Genomic DNA, 20,067 nt, shown 5'->3' with positions numbered 1-20,067 from the left:
TCCCGGCCGTCGCCCCCATGAATGCGCCAGGCCCCGCCGCTGGCGCCGTGCCCTCCATCACGCCCATGGGTGCCGCGAGGGCGCCAGCGTCCGCGGGCGTCGTTCCGTCCGTCGCGCCCGTGAGCGCCTCAGTCCCGCCAGTCGCTGGCGCCGTGCCGTCCATCGCGCCCGTCGGCGCCGCGACGCCGCCCGGCGCCGTGGCGTCCCGCGCCCCCGTCTCGAAGGTCGCCATCCCCGCGGTAGCGCCGCTCGGCGCCTCGGCGCCCGGGGCCCCGCCGGCGAGCGCCACCGCACCGGCCGCGACCGGCGCCGCGCCTGGGCGGCCTCCCGTCACGGCGCCGGCGGCAAGGCCGCCCCCCAAGCTCACGCTGGGACAGGTCGCCCCGCCCGTGGCGCCCGCATCCGTCCCACAGCAGCGGCCCGGCGCTCGGCCCACCATGTCCCTGCCAGCGCTGGCACCCGCGGGCGCCACGCCACCGCGACCGCCACCGGCCGTCCCGTCCGTGGCCCCCGCGGTGCCCTCCATCGCGCCCGCCGGCCCCGGCGTCGCGCCGCTCGCCGCGGGCCCACGCGCGCCGTCCGGCACGGTGCCCTCGATTCCGTCGGTGGCGCCCATCGTCCCGCCCATCCCCCCGGCGGCGGCCACGGCCGCCACACCGTCGAGGTCCACGGGCCCGGACCTGGACGCCCAGCAACTCGCTGACCTCGAAGCGCGCTGCTCCAGGCTGGACCAGCTCGACTACTTCGAGGTGCTCATGCTGGAGAAGACGGCCACCCCCGCGGACATCAAGCGCGCCTTCTACCGGGAGAGCCGCACCTACCACCCGGACCGCTTCTTCCAGGTGGACTCCAGGGAGCTGAAGGAGCGCATCAACGACCTCTACAAGCGCGTCACCGAGGCCTACTACGTCCTGCGCGACGACTCGAAGCGCAAGAAGTACGTCACCGACGTGACGGGCCCCGAGCGCGCCCAGAAGCTGCGCTTCACCGAGGCCTCCGAAGCGGAGACCAAGGCCGCCGCGAAGAAGGAGCAGGAAGAGCAGATCGGCACCCACCCCAAGGGGCGCCAGTTCTTCCAGCAGGCCCAGAGGGACGCGGACGCCGGCAACTGGGCCGCCGCCGAACGGAACCTCAAGATGGCGCTCACGTATGAGCCCGCCAACGCCCGCTACAAGGAGCGGCTGGCGGAGGTCCAGAAGCAGTCCCAGGACGAGTCCCGCGACAAGGGCGGCTCGTTCAAGATCCGCTGACGGCGGCGGCGCACGGGCCCCATGGTCATCGACCTCATCATCCTCGGGCTGGTGCTGTTCTTCGCCCTCATCGGCGCCGTCACCGGGGTGTCACGGCAGGTGGCCAACCTGGTGGGCCTGGCGGTGGCCTACTTCACCTCGCGCCGCCTGGGCCCCCTGGCGGGCCCGCACCTGGCCGAGGCCCTGGGCGGCCCGCTGTTCCTGGGCGTCATCCTGGGCACGGTGCTGCTGTTCATCTGCACCTGGCTCGCGGTGCGCTACGCCCTGGGCGCGCTGCTCTTGCGCATCCTCGCCACCGGCCAGCACAACGAGCACCGGGGCGTGGACCGCTTCCTCGGCTTCGTCCTGGGCGGGGCGAAGATGGGCCTCATCGCCTGGGTGGTGCTCAGCGCCATCGCCTTCTTCGAACAGCACGTCGTCATCGCGGGCCGCCGCGTGGGCCTGTCCCCGAAGGAGTCGCTCTCCATCGAGGTCGCCCGCCGCTACAACCTCTTCGAGCTGACGCAGTTCGCCCCGGTGAAGCACCTGGTGGAGGTGGCCCGAGCCGCCAGCGACCCGAAGCGCGCGGGCCAGCTCAAGGACGACCCGGCCTACAAGGCCCTGCGCAAGGACGCCCGCTTCCAGCGCCTGCTCCAGGACCCGAAGCTGAAGCAGGCCCTGGCGCGCGGAGACACCGCCGCGCTGCTGCGGCACGACGGGGTGCTCCAGCTCATCCAGGACCCGGACGTGGCGGCCCGGCTGGGCGCCGCGGCCCGCGCCTCCGAGCGCGAGCCCTGACTCACACGTTGAGCTGCGTCGAGTCCAGCCCCCGCAGCCGCTCCCGCACGAAGCCCGCGTCCACGGCGACGTGACGCCGCCGCCGCTCGGGCGCCTCGAACATGACGTCCGCCATGACGTGCTCCAGGATGGACCGCAGCCCGCGCGCCCCCAGCCCTCGCTCCACCGAATAGCGCACCACCTCGCGCAGGCCCGGCTCGGCGAAGTCCACCTCCAGCTCATCCATGGCCAGCAGCTCGCGGAACTCGCGCACGATGGAGTCCGGCGGCTCGGTGAGCACGCGAATCAGGTCCGCCTCCCCCAGCCGGTCCAACTGCACCACCACCGGCAGGCGGCCGAGGAACTCCGCCAGCATGCCGAAGTCCGTCAACTGCCGGGTGCTGATGCGCTTCTGGCGCCGCTGCGCCGCGTCCTCCGCGCCAAAGCCCATGGCGCGGCCCCCTTCGTCCCCGTAGTCGTGCAGGTCGCTGAAGGTGCCGGCGCAGATGAAGAGGATGTCGCGCGTGTCCACCTGGACGAAGTCGCTCTTGTTCCAGGCCTGGGTGACGTTGAGGGGCACGTACACCTCGCGCCCCTCCAGGAGCTTCAGCAGGGACTGCTGCACCCCCTCGCCGCCGATGTCGCGGCTGCCCGCGCCGTTGCGGGCCCCCTGCGAGCGCCGGGCGATCTTGTCCACCTCGTCGATGAAGATGATGCCCCGCTGGGTGTCCTCCACGGAGTGGTTCGCCTTGAAGAGGAGGTCGGAGATCATCACCTCCACGTCCTTCCCGTAGTAGCCGGCCTCCGTGTACTCGGTGGCGTCCACCGTGGTGAACGGGACGTGGAGGATGTCCGCCAGGTTGCGGGCGATGTGCGTCTTGCCGCTCCCGGTGGGGCCAATCAGCAGGATGTTGGACTTCTTGATGAGCGACGTCCGGCGCAGCCTCCGCGCCAGCAGACGCTTCAGGTGATTGTGGGCGGCGATGGCCACGGCGCGCTTGGCGCCGTCCTGGCCGATGACGAAGCGATCCAGCCGCTCGTAGATTTCCCGCGGGGTCAGCACCGCTTCTTCCCTGCGTGCGGACGACTCCATGTACCCTCCCCTTGTGTCCACGCGTCCCTCAGGACTCACCGGGAAAGGGTAGGAATTGAATGGAGGGTCGGCCTGGGGGAGGAGGAGCACCGGGCGGCCGCCGCGCCAGCCTGCTTGCCCTCCGCACAGGCGGCTGTTGAATACCGGGGGGGTTTCCGATAGTTCCCGCGCGATTCCCACGCTCGCTTCTGTTGTTCATGGGAGTCACCCCTTCTACCCAGGGAGCCTTGAGAACGCCGATGCCCGCAAACGCCCCTCCCCACCGCTGGACCCTCGCCGACGCGCACGAGCTGTACGGAATCCGCAACTGGGGCAACCCCTACTTCGGCATCAACGAGAAGGGCCATGTGATCGTCCACCCGGACGGTCCCCAGGCCCCGAACATGGACCTGAAGGAGCTGGTCGACGAAGTGCGCCGCCGGGGCATCGGCTTGCCGCTGCTCATCCGCTTCACGGACGTGCTGCGCCACCGCGTGGTCCACCTGAACGAGGCCTTCCGCAAGGCCATGACCGACCAGGGGTTCAAGGGCGGCTACCGCGGCGTGTACCCCATCAAGGTCAACCAGCACCGCTACGTCGTGGAGACGCTCATCGAGGCGGGCAAGGGCTACAACTACGGGCTGGAGGCCGGCAGCAAGCCGGAGCTGCTCGCGGTGATGGCGCTGCTGGAGAACGAGAACGCGCTCGTCATCTGCAACGGCTACAAGGACGAGGAGTACATCGAGACGGCGCTCTTCTATTCGCGCCTGGGCCGCAACGTCATCCTGGTGGTGGAGAAGCCCAGCGAGCTGCCGCTCATCGCCGAGGTCGCCCGGCGCACGGGCATCGTGCCCCGGCTGGGCATGCGCGTGAAGCTGTCCACGCGCGGCGCCGGCAAGTGGGAGGCCAGCGGCGGAGACCGGTCCAAGTTCGGCCTGTCCTCCTCCGAGCTGATGAACTGCATCAGCTTCATGAAGGACACCGGCCTGCTCAACTCCTTCGAGCTGCTGCACTTCCACCTGGGCAGCCAGATCTCCAACATCCGCAACGTGAAGAACGCGCTGCGCGAGGTGGGCTGCTTCTACGTGGAGGTGGCCCGCCAGGGCGCGCCGCTGAAGTACCTGGACGTGGGCGGCGGCCTGGGCGTGGACTACGACGGCTCCCAGACGAACTTCGCCTCCTCCATGAACTACACCACGGAGGAGTACGCCAACGACGTGGTGTTCGGCGTCATGGAGGCCTGTGACAGGGCCGGCGTGCCGCACCCCACGCTGGTGTCGGAGTCCGGCCGCGCCGTGGTGGCCCACCACGCGGTGCTGGTGGTGGACGTGCTGGGCACCAGCGAGTTCGACCCGGCCCAGGTCCCGGAGAAGGTGGACGACAAGGCGCCCTCCGTGGTGCGCAACCTCTGGTCCACCTACCGCGAGGTCACCAACAAGAACCTGCTGGAGGCGTGGCACGACGCGCAGGACTCAAAGGAGGAGAGCCTCACCCTCTTCTCCCTGGGCCACCTGTCGCTGGAGCAGCGCGTGGCGGCGGAGAACATCTACTGGGCCACCTGCCACAAGATCATGCGCATCGCGCGTGAGCAGGGGGAGATCCCCGAGGAGCTGGACTCCCTGGAGAAGGCGCTCAGCGACACGTACTTCTGCAACTTCTCCGTGTTCCAGTCGCTGCCGGACTCGTGGGCCATCGACCAGCTCTTCCCGATGATGCCCATCCACCGCCTGGCGGAGAAGCCGACCCGCCGCGCGACGCTGGCGGACATCACCTGCGACTCGGACGGGAAGATCGAACACTTCATCGACAAGCGCGAGGTGAAGGACGCCCTGGAGCTGCACGCGCTGAACGATGACGACTACTACCTGGGCATCTTCATGGTGGGCGCCTACCAGGAGATCCTGGGCGACCTCCACAACCTGTTCGGCGACACGCACGCCGTGCAGGTGTCGCTGGGGCCCAACGGGGGCTACCTCATCGACAACGTGGTGGCCGGCGACACGGTGACGGAGGTGCTCAACTACGTCAGCTACACCAAGGACGACCTGGTGGCGAAGCTGCGCAAGTTCACCGAGGCCGCGCTGCGCCAGGGCCGCATCACCCTGGACGAGTCGCGCAACCTGCTGCGCATGTACGAGGACGGCCTGTCCGGCTACACGTACCTGGAGCGCGAGGTGGACGCGAGCTTCGGCGGCAGCGCCAGCCAGCTTCGCCTGATTCCCACCCCGGACGCCTCGGGTGCCCGGCCTCCGCAGACGACGCCGGACGCGTCGGGGTCGTCAGGCGTCTGAGCCCGGCCCCAGCGGGAAGTCACCGCCCCCTGTCGCCCGCCGCGGCAGGGGGCTTCTTCATGTCCGAAGCTCGGCTCAGTGCTCGGCCACCAGGCGTTCGCCCGAGCCGAAGGGCTGGGCTTCATCCGCGAAGGCCACGTCGGCCGCCTGGGCCCGCAGGCGCTGGAGCACGGAGCGCTGCGCCTCACCGCGCTGGACCCGCGCCTCGAAGGGAAACGGCGCCAGCCGCGCGTCCTTCACCGACACGCGCGCCAGCGTGCGCCACAGCGACAGGCGCCCCTCCGTGGCGGAGCACAGCCCCTCCAGCTCCAGCAGCCGGCTCAAGGGCGAATAACGCACCAGCGTGCCGTTCAGCTTGAACCGGCCCACCTTCTCCACGGCCCACGCCACGCGCGTCTTCAAGGGGTCCCGCTTCACCTCCAGGGCATCCATCACCTTCATCAGGGTGGACTGGTCCTCCTTCAGCTCGGGGATGAGCGTCGCCAGGTAGCGGCCGAGCAGGTTGCCGTGGTTCTCCGCCTCGGTGCGGACCGCCAGCTCCAACCCGCCTACCGCGCCCGCCAGGTGGTCATTGAGGTAGATGCCCAGCCGCTTCGCATGCATGCCATGTCCTCCCGAGTCACGCGCGTCCACTGCCAAGGTGGCCATGCGCGCACGGCCTGGGAAGCAGCGAACGCACGCCCGCCCGCCTGCCGCCAACACGGCGCCCCTCCGGGCGGCAGGCAGTCTTTGCCGGAAAAACACACACAACCATCAGGTCTTTTTTGCCAAATACAATCAGGACAAGTTTGCCATTACCCCTGAACCCTCCATCCGCGTGTCACACACACGGAAAGTGTTTTTTACGAGAGTTCCACTATTACTCAGCTTGAGATGATGCTATGTCCTGAACAACCGGGTTGACATGAGACAGCCGCCGGACATGGCTCGTCTTCAGCCCAGGGTTCAAGAGGGGGTGAGATGCCAAAACACTGTTGTCATTCACGGAGACTGACGACGGCCTGCTGAGCAGCACTGTCCACGGTGTCCCTGGCGTGCTCGCGACGAGCCCGGGGCCCAGCCTCCAATACATTGTCAGATGCGGACTCTAGGCTGGACGAAGCTCCAGGCGGAGCCCGCTCGAGGCACGCCGTGCAATGAATGCACTGGCGCTGTCGGATTCCAATTTTCCTGAAGGAAGCAATTTCTCATGTGCGGCTTCATTGGCGTCTATCAGCGTACATCCTCTGTCATTGATGAGAGAGCCCTCCTCAACGCGTTGACCACCCTCCACCACCGTGGCCCGGACGAGCGGAGCGTGTGGAGGGACCCAGCGGGCCGGGCGCTGCTGGGCCACGCCCGGCTGAGCATCATCGGGCTGGACAATGGCACGCAGCCCATCGTCGCGCCCGAGGGGGACCTGGCGCTCGTCGTCAACGGCGAGCTCTATGACCACGAGCGGATCCGCCGCGAGCTGCAGGCGCAGGGCTGCCGCTTCCAGACGGAGTCCGACAGCGAGCTCGCGCTGCACCTCTACCGCCGCTCGGGCATCGCCGGGCTGAAGCAGCTCCGGGGCGAGTTCGCCATCCTCATCTTCGATCGCCAGCGGCGGCTGATGCTGGCGGTGCGTGACCGGATGGGCGTCAAGCCCCTCTTCTACGCGCAGCACCGGGGGGCCTGGTACTTCGCGTCGGAGATCAAGGCGCTGCTGGCCGCCGGCGTCCCCGCGGAGTGGGACGAGCACGCCTACGCCAGCCGCGCCTTCTATCTGCGCGACCACACCCTCTTCAAGGGCGTGCGCAGCGTGCAGCCGGGCTGCTGGGTGATGGCGGACAGCGGAGGCCTGCACCACGGCCGCTACTGGGACATGGAGTTCGCGCGCCAGGACGCGCCGGACCCGGCCGACGAGCAGGGCATGGTGGAGGCCATCCGCGCCGCGGTGGAGAAGTCCGTCGAGCTGCGCCTGCGCGCGGACGTGCCCATGGGCGTCTACCTGAGCGGCGGAATCGACTCGTCCGCGATGCTGGGCGTGGCGACGCACGTGGCGGGCCAGCCCATGGACGCGTTCAACCTGTCCTTCACGGACATGGACGACTACGACGAGAACCGCTTCGCGCGGCTCGCCGCCGAACACAACGGGGCGCGCTTCCACACCGTCGCCGTGTCCCAGAACGACCTGGCCGACCACTTCGAGCAGGCGCTGTGGCACAACGAGACGCCGTTCTTCAACGCGCACGGCGTGGCCAAGTACATCCTCAGCCAGCAGGTCCGCCGGGCCGGGCTGAAGGTCGTCCTCACGGGAGAAGGGGCCGACGAGGTCTTCGCCGGGTACCCGCACTTCCGCCGCGACATGCTGCTGTACAACCCCGAGCGGCAGGACCCCGCGGTCGTCCACAAGCTGCGCCAGCGCATCCAGGAGAGCGAGAACGGCTACGTCCAGCCGGACATGCCCCAGGACATCCACTGGATGGTCCAGCAGCTCAGCCACGGGGTGTCCTGGCTGGACAACCAGGCCGGGTGGTTCAAGGCGCTGGAGGCGCTCTACCGGCGGGACTTCCGCGAGCGCTTCGAGGGCTCGGACCCCTACCGGCAGTTCTACGACCGGCTGGACCACCGCAACCTGGAGGGCCGGGATCCAGTCCACAAGTCCATGTACCTGTGGGCCAAGTCCTACCTGCCCAACTTCGTGCTGACGACGCTCGGCGACCGGATGGAGATGGCCAACAGCATCGAGGGCCGCGTGCCGCTGCTGGACCACCACGTCGTGGAGCTGGCGTGCCAGATGCCCGTCTGGATGAAGGTGCGCGGCTCCACGGAGAAGTACGTGTTTCGCGAGGCGATGCGGCCCTTCCTCCCGGACGCCCTGTACAAGCGCAAGAAGCACTACTTCCGCGCGCCGCCCGCCACCCTCCAGCAGGATGGCCGCCTGTACGAGCTGGTGCGGGACGTGCTGGGGGGCCCGGAGCTGGAGGCCCTGCCCTTCTTCGAGCCGGCCCGGGTGCGCGGGCTGCTGGAGCGCCTGCCGCAGCTCACGGCGCATGAGCAGGGGCTGCTGGACCCGATGCTGATGGAGCTGACCAGCCTGTGCCTGCTCCAGCGGCGCTACGCGCTGCGCGCCCCCACCGTCCAGGAGGACTGGGACACCCGCGAGGTGGCGGCGTGAGGGTGGCCATCATCGGCGCGGGCCTCAACGGGCTGGCGTGCGCCGTCATGCTCAAGCGCTTCGGCGTGGACTGCGTCGTCTTCGAGCGGGGCAAGGGGCCCCGCGACTCGGGGACGGGCATCTACGTGTGGCCCCAGGCGATGCAGATCCTCCGCTTCGTGCTCGGCACCCGGGACTTCCTCTCCCGGGGGCAGCCCATCGAGTACCTGGACACGCACGACAAGCAGGGCCGGCTCATCCACAGCCAGCCGGTGCGCCCGGAGGGCCTGGGCCTGCCCGCGCCAGCGATGATGTTCCTCCGCACGGAGCTCTTCCGCCTGCTCGCCTCGTGCCTGGAGGAGGATGACATCCACTACGGCATGGGGTGTGAGCGCCTGGAGAACGTGGGTGACCAGGTGCGCATCACCTTCAGCAGCGGCCACGCGTTCGACTTCGACCTGGCCGTGGGCGCGGACGGCGTGTCGTCGACGACGCGGGCCTTCGTCAACCCCGGGCTGGAGCCGCACGCCACGGGGCTGGTGGCGAGCCGGGGCGTGGTGACGTACGACTCGCCCCTGCTCCACTTCGACCGCTGTCAAATCTTCACCGCCAACCACTCCCGGGTGGTCACCTATCCCCTGTCCCAGGCGCGCGCGCTGCGCTACTGGTTCGCCGCCTACCAGCACCACGACCGGCCCCTGCTCGACCGCGCGGGCCTGCTCGAGCTGTTCGCCGAGCTCCCGGCGGACGTGCTGCGGATGATTGACCAGACGCCGGACGAGGCCATCCTCACCCACAAGCTCAGCGCGCTGACGGGGGGCGGCCACTGGTACCGGGGCCGGGTGGTGATGCTGGGGGACAGCATCCACGCCATGCTCCCGACGCTGGGCTACGGCCTGACGCTGGGGCTGGAGAACGGCTTCATGCTGGCCCAGGCGCTGGTGGGCCACTGCGACGCGGAGCTGGAGACGGCGCTCATGCGCTACGAAATCCGGGCGGCGCGGCGCTCGCGGGAGATGCTCCAGGTGATGGACGACATCACCCGGCTCTACTACTTCGAGCCGGAGGGGCAGGTGTCTCCCACGCGGCTGCAGCCCATCGTCCAGCGCTTCCAGCAGCTCGCGCGAAGCACGGTCTTCTAGGAGCCCACCCATGACGGAACACTACCGCGACCAGGTGCGCGCCTTCGTCGACCAGCACGTGCGCCCGCACGTGGACGGGTGGGAGGCGGGCGGCGCCTACCCGCTGGAGCTCCACGCGCTGGCGGGGCGCGAGGGCCTGCTGGCCCTGGGGCACCCGCCGGGCACGCTCCCCGAGGACGCCCCCGCGCTCGCGGTGCTCGTCGAGGAGCTGACGCGCGGCGGGGCCCAGGGCATCACCATGGGCCTGGCCTCGCACTTCGTCAGCCTGGGGCTCGTCCAGGGCGGGGACGCGCGGCTGGCCGCCGAGGTCATCCCCGCGGTGCTGGGCGGCGACCAGCGCATCGTCCTGGCCCTGACGGAGCCCCAGGCCGGCTCGGACCTCCGCGCGCTCCAGTGCCGGGCCGAGCCCGACGGCGGACTGTACCGGCTGACGGGCGAGAAGGCCTTCATCTGCAACGGCGGGCGCGCGGAGCTGCTGGTGGTGGGCGCCGTCCTGGAGGGGGCCCTGGGCCTGTTCCTGGTGAAGGGCTCCGCCCCGGGCCTGAGCCACGCGCGGCGCGACTGCCTCGGGTGGCGCTGCCTGCCGCTGGCGTCGCTCCGTTTCGAGGCGGCGCCCGCGCGGCTGCTCCTCGCCGGGAAGCAGGCCAGCCGGCTGCTCCAGCAGTGCCTGCTCCAGGAGCGGCTGAACCTCGCCGTCATGGCGGTGGGCTCGGCCCAGCTCGCCCAGGAGGCCGCCGTGGCGCACTGCCGCGAGCGGCGCGTGGGCGGCGCCCCGCTGCTGGAGAAGTCCGCCATCCGCCAGCGCCTGGCCGAGCGGCACGCGGCGCTGAGCGTGGCGCGCCTCTACGTGGACCAGGCGGTGCGCTGGCGGGCCAGCGGGCAGCTCACGGCGGCGCAGGCCGCCATCGCGAAGAACGTGGCGGTGGACACGCTGGAGCAGGTCGCGCGCGACGCGGTCCAGGTCCACGGCGCGCACGGCTGCGTGGAGCCGGCGCTCGTCGAGCGCATCTACCGCGACGCGCGGCTGCTCGCCATTGGCGGCGGGGCGCGCGAGGTCATGCTGGAAATCATCGGACGGGCCCTGTGACGAAAGGACACCATGACGACGCTCAGTGAACATGCCCAGGCACACTCCCGGGCCCTGCTGGAGCACGCCTACCAGCGCTACTGCGGCCTGCGGCTGATTGAGCAGCGCCCGGGCTTCTGCCAGTGCAGCCTCCGCGTCACGGAGGCCATCGACAACCTCAGCCACACCCTCCATGGCGGCGTCATCTACTCCATGCTGGACGTGGTCAGCATGCTGGCCACCCTGCCCCTGCTCGGGCCCGACGAGTACGCGCTGACCAGCAGCTTCAACAGCATGATGTTGTCCGCCACGCCCCTGGGCACCGAGGTCCTGTTCGAGGCCACCGTCCTCCGCGGCGGGCGCAACCTCATCTTCACCCAGTGCCAGGCCTGGAAGCTCAAGCCCGGCGGCGAGCGGACGCAGGTCGCCTCGGCGCAGCTGAGCAAGCTGCGCATGCGCCACGACTGGCGGGCCAACGCCCCGGTCAGGTAGGGGCGCCGCGCCCCCGGAGCTCACTCCGGCTCCGGGGACAGCGCCTCGCTCCAGCCCGGCTCGCCCTCGAAGCGCCGGGCCAGGAAGTCCACCCACGCGCGAATCTTGGGGGTGACGGTGCGGCCGGGCGCATGCACGGCCCAGATGGACAGCTCGGGCAGCGCGTAGTCGTCGAGCACCGTCACCAGGTGGCCGTCACGCAGCTCCTCCCAGACGGCGAACATGGGGAACTGCGCGATGCCGGCGTGCCCCAGCACCGCCAGCTTCAGGGCCAGGCTGCTGTTGGCCTGCATGGGCCCGCCCGTCTCCACCAGGACCTCGCCCTCCTTGCCGCGCAGGCGCCAGGCCGTCCCCGACGCCAGGTAGGTGTACTGCAGGCACCGGTGCTGCTTCAGCTCCTGGGGCTTGCGCGGCGTGCCATGGCGCTCCAGGTACGCGGGCGTCGCGCAGATGACCCGCTGGCTGGAGGCGATTTTCCGGGCGACGAGCGACGAGTCGGGGAGCTGGGCAATCCGGATGCAGACGTCGAAGCCGTGCTCCACCAGGTCGACGACGCGGTCGTCGAGCTGGATGTCGAGCTCTATCTCCGGATAGCGCGCGAGGAACTCCGGCACCGCGGGGAGCACCCGCAGCAGGCCGAACGTCATGGGGATGCTCACGCGCAGCCGCCCCCGGGGCTTGCGCCGCAGCAGCAGGGCCTCCGCCTTCGCCGCCTCCAGCTCCGCGAGGATGCGCTGGCAGCGCACGTACAGGGACTGGCCCTCGGCCGTCAGCGACAGCTTCCGCGTCGTGCGGTGCAGCAGGCGCACGCCCAGCGAGGCCTCCAACTGCATCACCTGCTTGCTCACCGTGGCCTTCGACAGGCCCAGCGCGCGGGCCGCGGCGGTGAAGCTGCCGATGCGGACCACCTCGGCGAACGTGAAGTAGGGCACCACTTCTTCCATTGGGCTTCTCCAGGAAACAATCCTTTTCCATACAACGCGTTGTGTCCAATGCGCGACATGTCTAAGAGAGCGTGCATGCGTTCCCGTTGCTCCGTGCCGCTGCTGCTCGTGGCGCAATTCCTGGTCATGGCCGCGTGCACCTCTCCCGAAAAGGAAGCCCCTCGGCCTCCGTCCGGCGCCGCCGCCGTGGCGCCGCTGGCGCCGGAGCCCGGCTTCACGCTGCCCAGCCGGCACGGCCCCCGGCCCGAGACGAGCGACGCGCCCCCGGGAACGCCGCTGGCGCACATGCAGCTCAGCCAGCAGTCCCCTCCGGCGCTGCAGGAGCAGCTCTTCCTGCGGGCCTCGGTCCTCCCGGGTGTGCGCGTGGCGCCCAGCGGCATCTCCGTCCCCGGGGCGCGCGCCTTCTGGCTCCACCCGGAGGTCGCGCGGGGCCCCAGGGCGGCGTTCCAGGTGGGCACCGAGTTCGCCCACATCCACCCGGCGCACGACGGCAGCCTCCACATGAAGTTCCCGCCGGACATGGCCGCGCAGGTGTTCCAGCAGGGCTGGGGCGTGCCGCATCCCCGCTCCGGGACGCCCATGGTCTTCGGGCCTCGGACGGCCGAGGAGCTGGAGGTCGTCTGGCAGTTGCTGCTGCGCGCCTACGCCTGGGCCCGGACGGGCCAGGTGGTGGGCCTGCGCGTCGAGTGATTCACCCTTCACCCTTGAGAGAGTCCCCATGAGAACCCTTGTCACAGGCGCGACTGGATACATCGGCTCGGCCGTCGTGGACGCGCTCGCGCGGGCGGGCCACCACGTCCTCGGACTGGCGCGCTCGGACGACGCGCGCCGCAAGCTCGCCGCCCGCGGCGTGCAGGCCCTGGCCGGAGACCTGGCGGAGGCCGCGGGGCTCGCCGCGCTCACCGAGCAGGTGGACGCGATTGTCTGGACGGCGACGACCAACAGCGAGGCCGTGGACGCGCCGGCCGTCGCCGCGGCGCTGCGGGCCATGGAAGGCACCGGCAAGCGCTTCATCTACACCAGCGGCGTCTGGGTGCACGGCGACACGCGGGGCGCGGTCGTCGACGAGGACAGCCCGCTGGAGGCGGCGGAGCTCGTGGCGTGGCGCCCCGCGGTGGAGCAGCGCGTGCTCAGCGCGCCCGGGGTGCGGGGGGTCGTCATCCGCCCGGGCATCGTGTACGGCCGCACTGGCGGCATCCCCATGATGCTCGCCGCCTCCGCGCGCGACGACGGCGCGGCGCGCTACGTGGGCACGGGTGAGAACCGCTGGCCCGTGGTGTTCATCGAGGACCTGGCCCAGCTCTACGTGCGCGCGCTCGAGCAGGCGCCCGCGGGGACCGTGCTCGTCGCCGTGCAGGGCCCCTCCGTGCAGGTGAAGGAGATCGCCACCGCCGCGAGCGAGGGCGCGGGGGCCCGGGGCAACACGCGCGCCTGGCCCCTGGAGGACGCCCGGAAGCAGTTCGGCGCCTTCGCGGACGCGCTGGCGCTGGACCAGCAGCTCACGTCCCGGCGCGCGGAGCAGTTGCTGGGGTGGACCCCGCGCGGGCCAGGCATCCTGGAAGAGCTGCGCACCGGCTCCTACGCGCGCCGCTGAATCACAGACTCAATGACAGGCACCCTCGCCGCGGCCGCGGAGCACGCGAGCGGTGTGCCCGACACCCAACGACAGACATCACCAAGGGGGAAACGATGCAAGCAGGCCTGGAAGCAATGGGGATCGCCGTTCCGGCGACGTACGTGGAGTTGGCGGACCTGGCCCTGGCGCGAGGCGTGGCGCCTGGCAAGTACGTGGACGGCCTGGGCGTGACGCGCATGTGCGTGCCGCTGGAGCAGGAGGACACGGTGACGCTGGCGGCCCGCGCGGCGCGGGCGGCGCTGGAGTCAGCCGGGTGCGCGCCGTCGGAGGTGGGCATGCTGGTGGTGGGCACCGAGACGGCGGTGGACCACTCCAAGCCGGTGTCCTCCTACGTGCAGGGGCTGCTGGGGCTGTCCACCGGCTGCCGCGTCTTCGAGACGAAGCACGCGTGCTACGGCGGCACCGCGGCGCTGCAGATGGCGCTGGACTGGGTCCGCTCGGGGAGCGCCCGCGGCAAGAAGGCGCTCATCGTCTGCTCGGACATCGCCCGCTACGGCGTGGGGACTCCAGGGGAGCCCACGCAGGGCGCGGGGGCGGTGGCCATGCTCGTCTCCGACCAGCCCCGGCTCATCACCTTCGAGGCTGGGAAGACGGGCGTCTACTCCAAGGACGTGATGGACTTCTGGCGGCCGCTCTACTCCAAGGACGCGCTGGTGGACGGCCACTACTCGGTGCAGTGCTACCTGGACGCCCTGGAGGGCGCCTACCGGGCCTACCAGGCCGTCGAGGCAGACGCGGGCGGCGCGCGCTTCTACAGCGACCGCTTCGCCGCGCTCGTCTACCACGTCCCCTACGGGAAGATGTCCCGCAAGGCCCACCGGCACCTGCGGACGCTCGACGGCGACCCGGCCCCGGATGACAGCTTCGACCGGCTGGTGGGCAGCAGCCTCGTGCTGCCCTCGCAGGTCGGCAACATCTACACGGGCTCCATGTACCTGGCGCTGGCCAGCCTGCTGGGGACCGCCCAGGAGGACCTGACCGGCCGGTGCGTGGGCCTCTTCTCCTACGGCAGCGGTTCGTGCGCCGAGTTCTTCAGCGGCGTGGTGCAGCCCGGCGCCCAGGCGCGCGTCAAGGCCCTGGGGCTGGAGGCGCTGCTGGAGCGGCGCCGCGCGCTCTCCATCCCGGAGTACGAGGACGTGATGCGCGCGCGCGAGCGCCTGGACGAGCGCCCCGCCGCGGACGCCCCGGGCACGGGCTTCCGCTACCAGGGCACGCGCGACCACAAGCGCATCTACGTGAGCTGAGCTTCCCCCCAGGTTCCTTCCCAGGAGCGACACACCATGAAGCTGTCCTTGATGTCCCTGACCGCCGCCGCGTTCCTCTCACTGCCCGCGCTCGCCGCCACCACGGAGTACGAGCTGGATTCGACCAACTCGGTCGCCCTCTTCTCCGTGAAGCACATGATGGTGTCCAACGTCCGGGGCACCTTCACCAAGGTGACGGGCACGGCCCACATCGACGAGCAGGACCTCACGAAGTCGAAGGTGGAGGCGACCATCGACGCCACCACCGTCAACACGAACGACGCCAAGCGCGACGAGCACCTGCGCGCCCCGGACTTCTTCGACACCGCGAAGTACCCCACCATCACCTTCAAGTCGACGAAGGTGGAGAAGGCCCGAGGGGGACTGAAGGTGACGGGCAACCTCACCCTCCACGGCGTGACGAAGCCCGTGGTGTTGGACGTGGAGGGCTTCACCACGGTGTCGAAGGACCCCTACGGCAACACCAAGCGGGGCGGGTCGGCCACCACGAAAATCAACCGCAAGGACTTCGGCCTGAGCTGGAACGACGTGCTGGAGACGGGCGGCGTGGCGGTGGGCGAGGAGGTCACCATCACCCTCGACATCCAGATGAACCAGAAGAAGCCCGCCCCGGCCGCCACGAACGGCGCGCCGTAGCACCCACCGGCCCCTCCCCCTTCGCATCCACGGTCCCCACCAGCGCCCGTCCCGGACGGCGCTGCCTTCAGGAGATGGTCAGCGCCATGGCCCGCACCACCGGACATCCTCCTCCGAGCAGACAGGTGACGCTCGAGAACCGACGCAGGCACTGCGCCGCGTGTGGCGGGAAGGCGTCCGCGGACTACCGGGCCCGCCGCAACGTGGTGACCCTGACGGGCGTCGTCGCGCTCAAGGTGCAGGTGCGCGTCTGCCACCGCGAGGGCTGCGCGCTCCACCTGAGGGCCATCCGCGCCGAGGAAGAAGGCCTGTGGGTCCTGCCGGAGCAGGAGTTCGGCCTGGACGTGATGGCCCTCGTCGGGGCGCTGCGCCACCAGGCGCAGCGCAGCGTCCCCTTCATCCACACCGCCCTGCGAGCGCGGGGCGTCCCCATCTCCGAGCGGAGCGTCACGAACCTCATCGACCGGTACGAGGACCTGCTCGCCCTGCGCGTCGCCGACAGCGCCCACATCCAGGCGGCGACCCTCAAGCTGGGCAGGGTGGTCCTGGGCATCCGCGGCCCCTGCCCCGGGCCCGGGGAGGACACGCTCTGGGTCCTCCGCGACTGTCTTTCAGGGGAGGTCCTGGCGGCCCGGAGTCTGCCGGAGTGCCGGACGGCGGAATTGGGGTCGCTGCTGGAAGAGGTGGCGCGCTCGCTGCGCGTCCCCATCACCGGTGTCATCTCCAGCGGCCAGGGCGCGCTGCCAGGCGTGGTGGCCGCTGCGCTGCCAGGCATCCCGCACCAATTCTGGCCAGCCAGAGAGGGCGGCGGCCCGGAGCCCGCCGTCGCCCCGGGTGCCCACCGGCACCCTGGAACGTCCCCCCCGGCGCCACGCCGGCCCCCCCACGCGCTGGATACCCGCCTTCCCCCGCCGTCCCTCCGAATGAAAACGCTCTTCACCACCCTCAGCACCACCATGCTCCTGCTCGCGGCGCCCGGCGCCCGGAGCGCCGAGCCCTCGCGACCGCCGCATACCCTCACCTACGAGACGTATGCCTATTCCGGGACGCTCGACGGGCAGGCGACGACGGTGCTCGCCCCCGCGCTCTTCGCCAACGTCGCGCTCTCCGAGCGCTGGACGCTCAGCGCGGCGTGGCTCTTCGCCTATGCGCCCGCGCGCGCCGGAGGCCGCACCGCGTTCCAGGTGGGCAACCCTTCCGTGGGGCTGGGCACCGTCCTCTGGGATGACGGCGTCAAGGTGCGCACCGGGGCGGGGCTGGTCCTCCCCTTGACGCTCCTCACCGACCCGGATGCCGCCGGCTCGGCCCTGCTCCGGCGCGCCGCCACGCTCCGGGGCAACAGTGGCTTCAGCCTGGTGGCGCCCGGCCTGCTGGGGCTCACGCCCTGGGCGGACGCGAGCTGGCGGACGGGCCGCCTGCGCTTGAGCCTGGACGGCCGCCTGCCCATGGCCGTCCAGCTCTCCGAGGCGCGCGGACGGCGCGCGGACGCCGTGGTGCAGCTCTCCGGCGCCGCGAACCTGGACGTCTCGTCGAACGTCATTGTCGGCACCACGCTCCAGGCCATCTACATCACGACGGCGGCGCCGCAGGTGGACCCCACCCACTTCGCGCTCATCCCCCACGTCCGCCTGACAGGCGCCGCGGGCTTCGCCGAGGCCCGGCTCGTCGTCAACCTGGACGCGCCCCTGGGCTTCAGCTTCTCGCGCGGGGGCCTCTGGGCCGCCGCGCTCGCGCTGGGCACCTCCCTTTGACGGCCCCCATGCGAGCCCCCACCGCCGCCGCGTCACGGCTCCGCCAGTGGGGTGACGCCCCCCTGCTGCTGCTCATCGCCACGGGCATGCTGCTGGGGAGCATGCTGCCCATGTCACGCGTGGCCCGCGTGGAGGGCTGGTCTCCCCTGGCCTTCGCCTTCTGGCCCGCGCTCGGCAGCGGGTTGGCGCTGGTCGCCGCCGCGGGCCGCGCCGGTACCAGGCCCGCCACGACGTGGCCGGTCCTTCGCTACAGCCTGATTGCCGGCGTGCTCAGCGTGGCCATCCCCAACACCGTGACGTTCATCGTCATGCAGCGGGTGGGGACCAGCCTGACGTCGCTGGTGTACACGCTGCCGCCGCTCTTCACGTACACCTTCGCCTGGGGCGTGGGCATCGAACGGTACCGGCCCCTCCGTCTGGCCGGAATCCTGGTCGGGTTGGTGGGCGCCGCCCTCCTGGTGCTGAGCCGCGAGTCCGCGGGCGGCCTGGACGCCTCCGCGTGGCTGGCCCTGGCGCTCTGCACGCCCATCAGCATCGCCGCGGGAAACGTGTACCGGAAGCTCCACATGCCCCCGGGCGTGGAGTCCGGCCTCCTGGCCGGAGGCATGCTGCTGGGGGGCTCGCTCGCGCTGCTCCCGCTGCAACTGGCGAGCGGCGGCCCCCTGGCGACCCGCCCCTCCGCGTGGCTGGTCATCCTGGCGCAGTGCGCCTTCACCGCTCTTGGCTATCGCGTCTACTTCCACTTCCAGCGCGTCGCCGACCCGGTGTACTTCAGCCAGTTCGGCTACGTGCTGTCGGCGACCGGCGTGCTCTCCGGCCTGCTCTTCTTCAACGAGCACCTGAGCCTGCCCACCCTGCTCGCCATCGGCGTCATCGTGGCGGGCATCGCCCTGGTCAACCTGCGCCCGGGTGAAGCGCGCGCATGAGCCCGCCCGCCGGGGCGCGCCCTCAGTCCGGATAGCTGAACGTCACCGGCAGCTTCACGTCCGGGTGGAGGCTGCGGGCCACGGGGCACTCGCGGCCCACCTTCTCCAGCGTGGCGCGCTGCTCGGCGGACAGGCCCGCGGGCATCTGGATGTCCAGCACCAGTTCGCCAATGCGGCGCGGCGGGGGCGTCATGCGCTTCTCCACGCGGGCGCGCACCTCGCCCAGGGCAATGCCCTCCCGCGAGGCGAACAGGTGCATCGTCGTCACCGCGCAGGACATCAGCGCCGCGCCCACCAGGTCCGTGGGCGAGAAGCTGCCTCCGGTGCCGCCGTTGTCGCGCGGGGCCTCCGTCTGGTTCACCGTGCCAGACGGGCCGTGGGTGAGCTGCGTCTTGAACTGGGGCTGGCTGACCAGCGTCATCACCACGCCCGTGGCGGGCGGCTGCGGCGAGCTCATGTGGGTGCTCCTCGAAGGAAAAAGGCTCAGGGGTTCAGCGGACGTACGCCTCGTGCTGCTTCGCGTCGTCCTCGGTGGAAGGCTCGGCGTCCTCCACGCTCCAGTCCAGCGTCTTCATCAGCGACTTGCGGCGCTTCTTCACGTCCGCGTCCAGGAAGGTGATGGCCTCCGGCAGCTTGTCCATCAGCCGCATCGGCTTGCGCTTGTTCCTCGGCTCGTTGAGCAGCGCGTGCGTCAGCCAGGGGAACACCGCCGTCACGTCGCAGTGCACGTACACCGAGCCCGTCTCCACCGCCTCCACGGAGACCTTGCCCCAGGTGTGGCCCTCACCGGCCGGGCAGCTCGACAGCGCGCCGTTGTCCACCGGGTCCACGCAGAACTGCACGTCGATGTCGAAGCCCTGCGTGGGCACGCTGAGAATCTGGTCCAGCAGCGGCTCGCCCTGGAGCGTGTAGTTCTTGGGCACGCCGCCGCCCAGAATCCAGATGGCCAGCCGCTTGCTGCCGTGGTGCCGGCAGAAGTGCTGCATGGCGGCCATGGAGTAGACGTCGTCGTTGATGTCGAGCTCGAACTTGAACGCGTCACCCAAGAGCCGCTTGAGCTTCACCACGTTGAGGAAGATGGAGCCGTCCTGCACCGCGCCCACCCAGATGGGCACCGCGTGCTTGTAGGCCGTGGACAACAGCGACGGCTGCTTCACGCCCAGCTTCTTCTCAATCTGGTGGACGGCCTTGCCCAGCAGGTAATGGAACTCCGGCGTGGTCATCTTCCGCTGGAACTCCGGCCCCCGGATGATGGCGGAGAAGAGCCGGTCGGTGTCCAGCAGCGCCTCCTCCCAGAAGCCCAGGTCGTAGATGCGGATGATGCGCGCCAGGCGGTACTGGAGGTCCCCCGCGTTCGGGTTCACCTCGCGGATGGCGTGGCCGATGATGCGGTGGGCGTCGTGGTAGAGGTTGGCGCCCGTGGTGGTGATGGCGGAGATGACGCCCTTCTCGATGAGCGGGATGATGCAGCTCTGGTGCAGGCCCGCGGGCGTCATCGCGCCGGACAGCGTGAGGAACACCGACGCGTCCTGCTCCATGGACTTCGACATCAGCTCGAACGCCGTGCGCTCCTGGCGCCCCACGTAGGCGCTGAAGGCGTGCGCGAGCAGCTCCGCCGGCTTCTCCTTGCCGGTGATGGGGCGCGGGTCCGCCTTGCGCGCTCCGGAATACGCGCCGCGCAACGACTTCTTCGGCTTCGAGGAGGTCTTGGCCATGGCC

18 protein-coding genes are annotated in these 20,067 nt (G+C 70.6%); 13 read left to right on the top strand and 5 right to left on the bottom strand.

Annotated features, from left to right (window positions below):
• Nucleotides 1-152 precede the first annotated feature (152 nt).
• Both MYMAC_RS13665 and MYMAC_RS13660 read left to right on the top strand, forming a co-directional pair.
• The gene (locus MYMAC_RS13665; RefSeq protein ID WP_239989516.1) at nucleotides 153-1,250 is read left to right on the top strand and encodes a J domain-containing protein; all 1,098 of its coding nucleotides are present in this window, start codon (nucleotides 153-155) and stop codon (nucleotides 1,248-1,250) included.
• A 21-nt stretch (nucleotides 1,251-1,271) separates the two neighbouring features.
• Entirely contained in the window at nucleotides 1,272-2,027 is a 756-nt protein-coding gene (locus tag MYMAC_RS13660) for a CvpA family protein (protein ID WP_095958398.1), read from the top strand.
• A gap of 1 nt (nucleotide 2,028) precedes the next feature.
• Here MYMAC_RS13660 and clpX read toward each other — a convergent pair whose 3' ends face one another.
• Nucleotides 2,029-3,099, bottom strand: a complete 1,071-nt coding sequence (clpX, locus tag MYMAC_RS13655) for an ATP-dependent Clp protease ATP-binding subunit ClpX (RefSeq protein ID WP_095958397.1) — start codon at nucleotides 3,097-3,099, stop codon at nucleotides 2,029-2,031.
• Nucleotides 3,100-3,338: 239 nt separating this feature from the next.
• Between clpX and speA the strand changes: the two genes are divergently transcribed.
• Nucleotides 3,339-5,369 carry a biosynthetic arginine decarboxylase gene (gene speA / locus MYMAC_RS13650; protein WP_013939333.1) on the top strand — a complete coding sequence of 677 codons (2,031 nt, stop codon included), beginning with the start codon at nucleotides 3,339-3,341 and terminating at the stop codon, nucleotides 5,367-5,369.
• A gap of 75 nt (nucleotides 5,370-5,444) precedes the next feature.
• Here speA and MYMAC_RS13645 read toward each other — a convergent pair whose 3' ends face one another.
• On the bottom strand, nucleotides 5,445-6,017 hold the full coding sequence (locus MYMAC_RS13645; protein WP_095958396.1) for a hypothetical protein: 573 nt from the start codon (nucleotides 6,015-6,017) through the stop codon (nucleotides 5,445-5,447).
• Nucleotides 6,018-6,558: 541 nt separating this feature from the next.
• Between MYMAC_RS13645 and asnB the strand changes: the two genes are divergently transcribed.
• Genes asnB through MYMAC_RS13625 form a run of 4 tightly spaced genes read left to right on the top strand, consistent with a single transcriptional unit; the run spans nucleotide 6,559 to nucleotide 11,190 of the window.
• Nucleotides 6,559-8,511, top strand: coding sequence for an asparagine synthase (glutamine-hydrolyzing) (gene asnB / locus MYMAC_RS13640; RefSeq protein WP_095958395.1), 1,953 nt, complete (start codon nucleotides 6,559-6,561; stop codon nucleotides 8,509-8,511).
• Nucleotides 8,508-9,632 (top strand): FAD-dependent monooxygenase, encoded by a 1,125-nt coding sequence (locus MYMAC_RS13635; RefSeq protein ID WP_043710905.1) that lies wholly within the window; start codon nucleotides 8,508-8,510, stop codon nucleotides 9,630-9,632. Before asnB ends, MYMAC_RS13635 begins: the two co-directional genes overlap by 4 nt.
• Before the next feature lie 10 nt (nucleotides 9,633-9,642).
• On the top strand, nucleotides 9,643-10,719 hold the full coding sequence (locus MYMAC_RS13630) for an acyl-CoA dehydrogenase family protein (RefSeq protein ID WP_095958394.1): 1,077 nt from the start codon (nucleotides 9,643-9,645) through the stop codon (nucleotides 10,717-10,719).
• A 12-nt stretch (nucleotides 10,720-10,731) separates the two neighbouring features.
• Nucleotides 10,732-11,190 (top strand): PaaI family thioesterase, encoded by a 459-nt coding sequence (locus MYMAC_RS13625; protein WP_095958393.1) that lies wholly within the window; start codon nucleotides 10,732-10,734, stop codon nucleotides 11,188-11,190.
• A 20-nt stretch (nucleotides 11,191-11,210) separates the two neighbouring features.
• On the opposite strand, the gene MYMAC_RS13620 is transcribed toward MYMAC_RS13625, so the two are convergent.
• Nucleotides 11,211-12,134 carry a LysR family transcriptional regulator gene (locus MYMAC_RS13620; protein ID WP_013939327.1) on the bottom strand — a complete coding sequence of 308 codons (924 nt, stop codon included), beginning with the start codon at nucleotides 12,132-12,134 and terminating at the stop codon, nucleotides 11,211-11,213.
• A gap of 75 nt (nucleotides 12,135-12,209) precedes the next feature.
• On the opposite strand from MYMAC_RS13620, the gene MYMAC_RS13615 reads away from it, so the two are divergent.
• The 6 genes from MYMAC_RS13615 to MYMAC_RS13590 all read left to right on the top strand — a co-directional run bounded on the left by MYMAC_RS13615 (nucleotide 12,210) and on the right by MYMAC_RS13590 (nucleotide 18,348).
• Complete coding sequence (locus tag MYMAC_RS13615; RefSeq protein ID WP_095958392.1) at nucleotides 12,210-12,824, top strand: luciferase domain-containing protein; 615 nt, start codon at nucleotides 12,210-12,212, stop codon at nucleotides 12,822-12,824.
• 28 nt (nucleotides 12,825-12,852) lie between these two features.
• On the top strand, nucleotides 12,853-13,728 hold the full coding sequence (locus MYMAC_RS13610; protein ID WP_043710902.1) for an NAD-dependent epimerase/dehydratase family protein: 876 nt from the start codon (nucleotides 12,853-12,855) through the stop codon (nucleotides 13,726-13,728).
• A 95-nt stretch (nucleotides 13,729-13,823) separates the two neighbouring features.
• The gene (locus tag MYMAC_RS13605) at nucleotides 13,824-15,014 is read left to right on the top strand and encodes a hydroxymethylglutaryl-CoA synthase (protein WP_043710900.1); all 1,191 of its coding nucleotides are present in this window, start codon (nucleotides 13,824-13,826) and stop codon (nucleotides 15,012-15,014) included.
• Nucleotides 15,015-15,050: 36 nt separating this feature from the next.
• Nucleotides 15,051-15,671, top strand: coding sequence for a YceI family protein (locus MYMAC_RS13600; RefSeq protein WP_095958391.1), 621 nt, complete (start codon nucleotides 15,051-15,053; stop codon nucleotides 15,669-15,671).
• 86 nt (nucleotides 15,672-15,757) lie between these two features.
• Entirely contained in the window at nucleotides 15,758-17,422 is a 1,665-nt protein-coding gene (locus MYMAC_RS13595) for a hypothetical protein (RefSeq protein WP_095958390.1), read from the top strand.
• Nucleotides 17,423-17,430: 8 nt separating this feature from the next.
• Nucleotides 17,431-18,348, top strand: a complete 918-nt coding sequence (locus MYMAC_RS13590; protein WP_013939321.1) for a DMT family transporter — start codon at nucleotides 17,431-17,433, stop codon at nucleotides 18,346-18,348.
• Between the two features lie 22 nt (nucleotides 18,349-18,370).
• On the opposite strand, the gene MYMAC_RS13585 is transcribed toward MYMAC_RS13590, so the two are convergent.
• Both MYMAC_RS13585 and MYMAC_RS13580 read right to left on the bottom strand, forming a co-directional pair.
• Nucleotides 18,371-18,805, bottom strand: a complete 435-nt coding sequence (locus MYMAC_RS13585) for an OsmC family protein (RefSeq protein ID WP_013939320.1) — start codon at nucleotides 18,803-18,805, stop codon at nucleotides 18,371-18,373.
• 34 nt (nucleotides 18,806-18,839) lie between these two features.
• The gene (locus tag MYMAC_RS13580) at nucleotides 18,840-20,063 is read right to left on the bottom strand and encodes a deoxyhypusine synthase family protein (protein ID WP_095958389.1); all 1,224 of its coding nucleotides are present in this window, start codon (nucleotides 20,061-20,063) and stop codon (nucleotides 18,840-18,842) included.
• Between the last annotated feature and the right edge of the window lie 4 nt (nucleotides 20,064-20,067).

This window comes from Corallococcus macrosporus DSM 14697, from assembly GCF_002305895.1.
GTDB lineage: Bacteria > Myxococcota > Myxococcia > Myxococcales > Myxococcaceae > Myxococcus > Myxococcus macrosporus.
This window is presented reverse-complemented; position numbering and strand designations above follow the sequence as displayed.